This window comes from Methanocalculus sp. (assembly GCF_030651615.1).
Taxonomy (GTDB): Archaea; Halobacteriota; Methanomicrobia; order Methanomicrobiales; family Methanocorpusculaceae; genus Methanocalculus.
This window is the reverse complement of the sequence record NZ_JAUSCG010000104.1, coordinates 1-5100: the sequence shown is the minus strand read 5'-3', so window position 1 is coordinate 5100 and position 5100 is coordinate 1. Positions and strand designations below refer to the sequence as shown.

Here is a 5100-nt window from a genome sequence, read left to right as displayed (position 1 = left end):
AGGCTGACCCGGCACCCATTTTGCCGCCCTGATCGCGCCCCGTGCAAAGACTGAGCGTTCATATGCGCGTTGAGAAATCTCAATCGTCTCGAAATTAACTGAGAACATGACAGAGTGGTCCCCGACGATATCTCCGCCACGTATGACATGGACGCCGATCTCATTCCCGCGCTCTGTCATTCCAACACGGCCATACTGCTTCTCTCGCGGACCCATCTCCTCTTCAAGGATAGAGATGATGGTTCTCGCTGTTCCGCTCGGTGCATCTTTCTTGTACCTGTGATGTGCCTCGATCACTTCACAGTCATAATCCGGAAGGAGCGCTGCGGCATGTCGGATCAGCTGCCAGAAGATGTTGACACCGACACTGAAGTTTGTTGTTTTGACAATTGGTACAGATCCTTCTGTGGCTTTCTTAATCATCAGCTCATCCTCATCGGAGAATCCTGTCGTTCCAACGACAAGTGCGACACCATTTGATGCCGCAACCTCGATATTCCTCACCGATGCAGATGCAACGGTGAAGTCGATGAGACAATCCGGTTGGACTTCTTTAAGAAATGAATCCATTTTTGCGGATTCCACAACCGGGCAGTCAAGCACCACTCCGGAACGGAGATCTATTCCGCCAACGAATTCCAGTTCAGGATCTTCATCTATCATCTTTATGATGATGGTTCCCATGCGACCCAGGGCCCCGCATACCGCAACCTTAATCATAGTGGCTCATTACCTCCCGGAGTTGTACTGTCTTCTGTTCATCAAGCTCCACAAGCGGTAGTCGGAGTGGCCCGGCTGATCGCCCTCTCAGCTCAACGGCTTTTTTGACAGGGATCGGATTTGTATCGATGAACATCGCCCGGAAGAGTGGTGAGAGTTCATAATGGAGGTGTTGTGCTTTGACAAATGATCCCGACCTGCATGCCTCATAGAGTTCTACCATTCTGGCCGGCTCAAGATTTGCTGCAACCGATATAACTCCGGTACCTCCGAGGGAGAGGATTGGGAGTGTCAGATTGTCGTCTCCGGAGAGGACACAGAAGGGTATATCCCGGTCAAGGTTACGCGTCCCTTCGATGATCTGCGATATCTGCCCGAGGTCTCCGCTTGCCTCCTTGACTCCGACGATATCCGGATTTTTTGCGAGTTCGATGATCAGATCAGCAGGCAGATTCTGACCAGTACGTGAAGGGACGTTGTAGACGATGATCGGAAGCCCACACTCTGCAAGAAGAGTATAATGTTTAATCAGACCGGCGCGGTTTGGTTTGTTGTAATACGGGCTGATAGCAAGTGCCGCATCCGCCCCGATACGCGCTGCGGCTTTTGTGAGTGTCAGCGCCTCTTCTGTATTATTCGACCCTGTTCCTGCGATGACCGGAATTGAACCTCCCACAGCAGAGACCACCTCTTCGATGACCAGTTCATGCTCAGAAAAATTCAATGTTGCAGATTCACCGGTTGAACCGCAGGGGACAATTGCATGAATCCCCTGAGAGAGCAGGTACTCGGTGTTTGAACGAAGTCCTTCGACATCAACAGGCATCGAAGGCACTCGTTTAAAAGGAGTAATGATAGCGGGTATAATTCCCTGAAACATGAAGTAGTGTTATCTACGTCTTCTGGTATTTACTTTTCTTGTTATGTATCCAGCCACACGGTTACGTACATCTTTGCTCTCGATGGTGGTGAGTTTGGATACAGCGGGTTTATTCTCATCGAAATCATTCGAAAAGTATTCCCCATGTTTCTCAAGTAATCCTGTTCCTATGGATTTGATGTAGCTTGGTTTGATTCCCATAATTAATCGTCCTCAGATTTCCATAGTAGTAATGCGTGATGACAACATAATGATTGTGTTTGCGACTGATACCGGATCAGGCCCAAGGATCCGGATCATCGGCTCTTTTCCTACAGCACCCCGATCGAGGATCATATCCGGAACTTCGTCTTTACAGCATGATGCGACACCCCAATCCATTGTCTGAATGCCCGGTGGCTCCTTTTTACGGTCGAACCAGCATATATCAAAACTGAGATCTTCAAGGAGTGCTGCAAGATTATCCGAAAACCTGATGTTTGCAGCTGATCGAATCAGAGGATCAAATCTCATTGCAGTCAGTACGATTCGCGCGATGTGATCGCTTGCGCCGAATGCACACGATCCGACCGGATGAACAGATCCACGCATTGTAACAATTCTGCCTTCAACACCTGCAACGTCTCCAGGGGATCGTGCCGCAGGAAGTGCATAGGTGATGTTGCTTCCGACTTCAGGGATGAGCCGGGGATCCATCTTATTTTTAAGTTCTTCAACAGCAAAACCGAGAGCGTCAAGGATCTGTCTCTTCTCATCATCTCTGGTAACTTCAGTCATCAGCAGGTCGCCTCCATACTGAAGATACACCGGAAATAGCTGCAGTGATGAATGTATCCAGGTCCATCAGAGGTTCAATTGCACGTATTCTCTCACGGTCACAACCAGCAGCAAACCCTTTGTCCTTCATCTTCTTCTTCACAGTCTTTGCGGTCACCTCATCAATAGCTCCGCCTTTGACAAGTGCACAGGCAATGATAAGACCCGATATGCTGTCTGCTGCCTGAAGTGTCAGGTCAAGAGGTGTTGTATGACCTGAAAAGAGATGGTGATTATGTTTCCGGACAGCTTCTGCGATCTCAATTGATACACCCATCTTTAGGAGGATCTGCTCCCCATCCACCCCATGCCTCTCCATATCACCTTCAACAACCTCATAATCAATATCATGCAGAATCCCGATCACCTCCCAGAGATCGGGATCCCCTGACAGGTGCGGTGCAATGGATCGCATGATCGCGCCGGTTGCAATGCAATGTTCGATCAATGTCTCTGATCTGACATACTCGTTGAGAAGAGTAAGAGGATCATCTGGTACCATACCCTATGGGTATACGGGGGGAGAGAAAGATTCTCTGGTTTGAGAGAAAAGGGTTAAGCACTATCTCCTCCAGAGTATCTATATGCAAAAATGGCTCACAGATATTGCCATCGGCATCACAAGCCTTGTCATATTCCTCATTCTCTTAATCGGACTGCCTGCAATCGTTGAACCGGGATATGCATACCTGATCGCTCTTCTCATCTTCATCTTCACGCTCATCGGTGCTGGGTATACCGTGATTGAGAAGGCGATCTAGGGGAGTAATATCCTTTTTGATACAGATCGGTTTTTCCTGTTCCTTTATTACTTTAATTCAAAAAGCAGTCATATGTTATTTTTGTTTCTCTAAATCCCCTTCAGTTGTGGAATTTTTCTTTTCAACAGGCTGAGACTTTTTATATTTTCGTGCCTTCTTCTGCCTGCGATAGTAATTGAGAGGGTGATTGATCAGCTCACAGGCTTTATTTTTTCCGACACAGATTCCATGAGTTCTCATGGTGGCACAGGTTGGTGCAGTATATCCATCATCTCCATGGCTTATGATATGGTCAACCTGGTAGGTGGTCATATCAAGGTTGAAGTCCCCACCCCCTGAGAATAAACTGATAATTCCTGTCGTCTCCATCCCGATAGTATTAAGAAAGGTTGTCAGGGCGAATCTTCCTGAATGGGAGAGGTACTTTCCTTGCAGAGCAGAATTATAGAGTGCCCTGATACAGGGGGGGAATCCTCCCTCATCAACATTGCCATATTCTTCAGTAGTCCGTTCGGAGAGGATGGAGTCAATCTCTGAGATACTATCTGAGAAATTTGAGCAGGCTGAAGCAGGGAGATTCAGGGGCAATTGGTCGAGAAGGAGTGTTCTAATCCGCTCACGCAACAGGAACTCCTCTTCATCCGGATTGAGCTGCACCATCCCCATTGATAGATCACGATTCACCAGTCGGTATCGCTCTTCACGAAGTGTTGATGCGATCTCAATATAGCGGGTGTAGGGTATTGCCCCTCCCGAAAATGGTATGCCCAGCTCCCGGAACAGGTGGGTGCGAACACCCTGATTCTTCTCTAATTGAAGGAAGTAAAGGGCTCTGTCTGCTTCGAATCGTGATAATGGTCCGATACCTGTTCTGTTTTTTGTGCATGAGATCAGAATCCTTGCAAGGGCATAACTGACGATATCCTGTATGGGATCATCTGCATCCGTCATCTGCTGATTCTCTCTTCTCAGCATTGCAGTTCTGATCCTGTTCACGGCGGCAGCCAGGTAGCTCTGATTTTGAGAGTTCCTTGTGATGAACTCAAAGGAGATTCCGCGTTCAGCGATGATCTCCTGGGCTTCTTTTAAAAAAGGGTAATGGGCCAGGTCTTGGAGTTCAAGCCTGACTTTCATCAATCTGCCTCAATGCGGGGTGCAAGGAGATACGTGACGCGCCCCTTCTCCTGGGCGATTGTAAAGATAAACTGAACCGGATGATCAATGCCGAGCCGGATCTCGACTGTATCGGCTCTGCCGATAACCTTGCCCATATCTTTAAGATAATCGAGTGAAAAGAGTGAACGTGCCTCAGCAGATTCAACAAACTCAAGATCATCCTTTCCAAGTTCCAGTTTAATATTGTCGGTATCGCCTTCAGCGATCATAATAAAGATTGATCGTTCCGGATCGACTTTCAGGGCGATCTTATCTGAGACAACCGCTGCTGCTTTAATCGCATTATTCAGGGCATCCCCGGTGATCTTAACTACTGCTGGCAGATTAAGGCTTGGAGGATTTGGATCTTTTCTGATCGTCTTCGTATCAAGGAGTGATATGGAATAACGGTAACTCCTGAAGCTAATCTGGAGTTTTCGTCCCTCCGGATCAAGTTCCAGATCGATCGGATCACTCTTCCCAACCATGCCGAGAATATTCTTCATCTTGGCAATGTCAAGCCCAATCTCCATTTCTGTTGCACTATATGACTGAAATGCATCTGCATCCAGTTCGAGTGATACCATGGCGACATTTGAGGTGTCAACAGCACGTGTACTAATCCCGCTTTCATTGATGTGGAGTCGGCACTCCCCAACAAGAGCTGAAATAACGTCGATTGACTCTCTGAATATGTCTGCATCTATCGTTGCTTTTAACATCACAAACCCCTTATCATCTTAATAAGAACTGAATACGGATAATTAT

At 47.5% G+C, this 5100-nt stretch carries 8 protein-coding genes; 1 reads left to right on the top strand and 7 read right to left on the bottom strand.

What is annotated here, in order from left to right; translation table 11 throughout:
• The 5 genes from dapB to Q7V06_RS04390 form a co-directional block, all read right to left on the bottom strand.
• Nucleotides 1-720: 4-hydroxy-tetrahydrodipicolinate reductase (gene dapB / locus Q7V06_RS04410; RefSeq protein WP_304838674.1), on the bottom strand; the 720-nt coding region annotated here is incomplete at its 3' end.
• Complete coding sequence (gene dapA / locus Q7V06_RS04405) at nucleotides 713-1600, bottom strand: 4-hydroxy-tetrahydrodipicolinate synthase (RefSeq protein WP_304838670.1); 888 nt, start codon at nucleotides 1598-1600, stop codon at nucleotides 713-715. The genes dapB and dapA, both read right to left, overlap by 8 nt.
• Nucleotides 1601-1609: 9 nt before the next feature.
• Nucleotides 1610-1801, bottom strand: coding sequence for a 30S ribosomal protein S17e (locus tag Q7V06_RS04400; RefSeq protein WP_304838667.1), 192 nt, complete (start codon nucleotides 1799-1801; stop codon nucleotides 1610-1612).
• 12 nt (nucleotides 1802-1813) lie between these two features.
• Entirely contained in the window at nucleotides 1814-2377 is a 564-nt protein-coding gene (locus Q7V06_RS04395) for a thiamine-phosphate synthase family protein (RefSeq protein WP_304838664.1), read from the bottom strand.
• Entirely contained in the window at nucleotides 2370-2918 is a 549-nt protein-coding gene (locus Q7V06_RS04390; RefSeq protein WP_304838661.1) for an HD domain-containing protein, read from the bottom strand. The genes Q7V06_RS04395 and Q7V06_RS04390 overlap by 8 nt, the downstream gene beginning before the upstream one ends.
• An 82-nt stretch (nucleotides 2919-3000) precedes the next feature.
• On the opposite strand from Q7V06_RS04390, the gene Q7V06_RS04385 reads away from it, so the two are divergent.
• Complete coding sequence (locus Q7V06_RS04385; protein ID WP_304838658.1) at nucleotides 3001-3177, top strand: hypothetical protein; 177 nt, start codon at nucleotides 3001-3003, stop codon at nucleotides 3175-3177.
• A 75-nt stretch (nucleotides 3178-3252) separates the two neighbouring features.
• Here Q7V06_RS04385 and Q7V06_RS04380 read toward each other — a convergent pair whose 3' ends face one another.
• Together Q7V06_RS04380 and Q7V06_RS04375 are read right to left on the bottom strand one after the other, a co-directional pair.
• Nucleotides 3253-4311 carry a DNA primase large subunit PriL gene (locus Q7V06_RS04380; protein ID WP_304838655.1) on the bottom strand — a complete coding sequence of 353 codons (1059 nt, stop codon included), beginning with the start codon at nucleotides 4309-4311 and terminating at the stop codon, nucleotides 3253-3255.
• Entirely contained in the window at nucleotides 4311-5054 is a 744-nt protein-coding gene (locus tag Q7V06_RS04375; protein WP_304838652.1) for a DNA polymerase sliding clamp, read from the bottom strand. The genes Q7V06_RS04380 and Q7V06_RS04375 overlap by 1 nt, the downstream gene beginning before the upstream one ends.
• Between the last annotated feature and the right edge of the window lie 46 nt (nucleotides 5055-5100).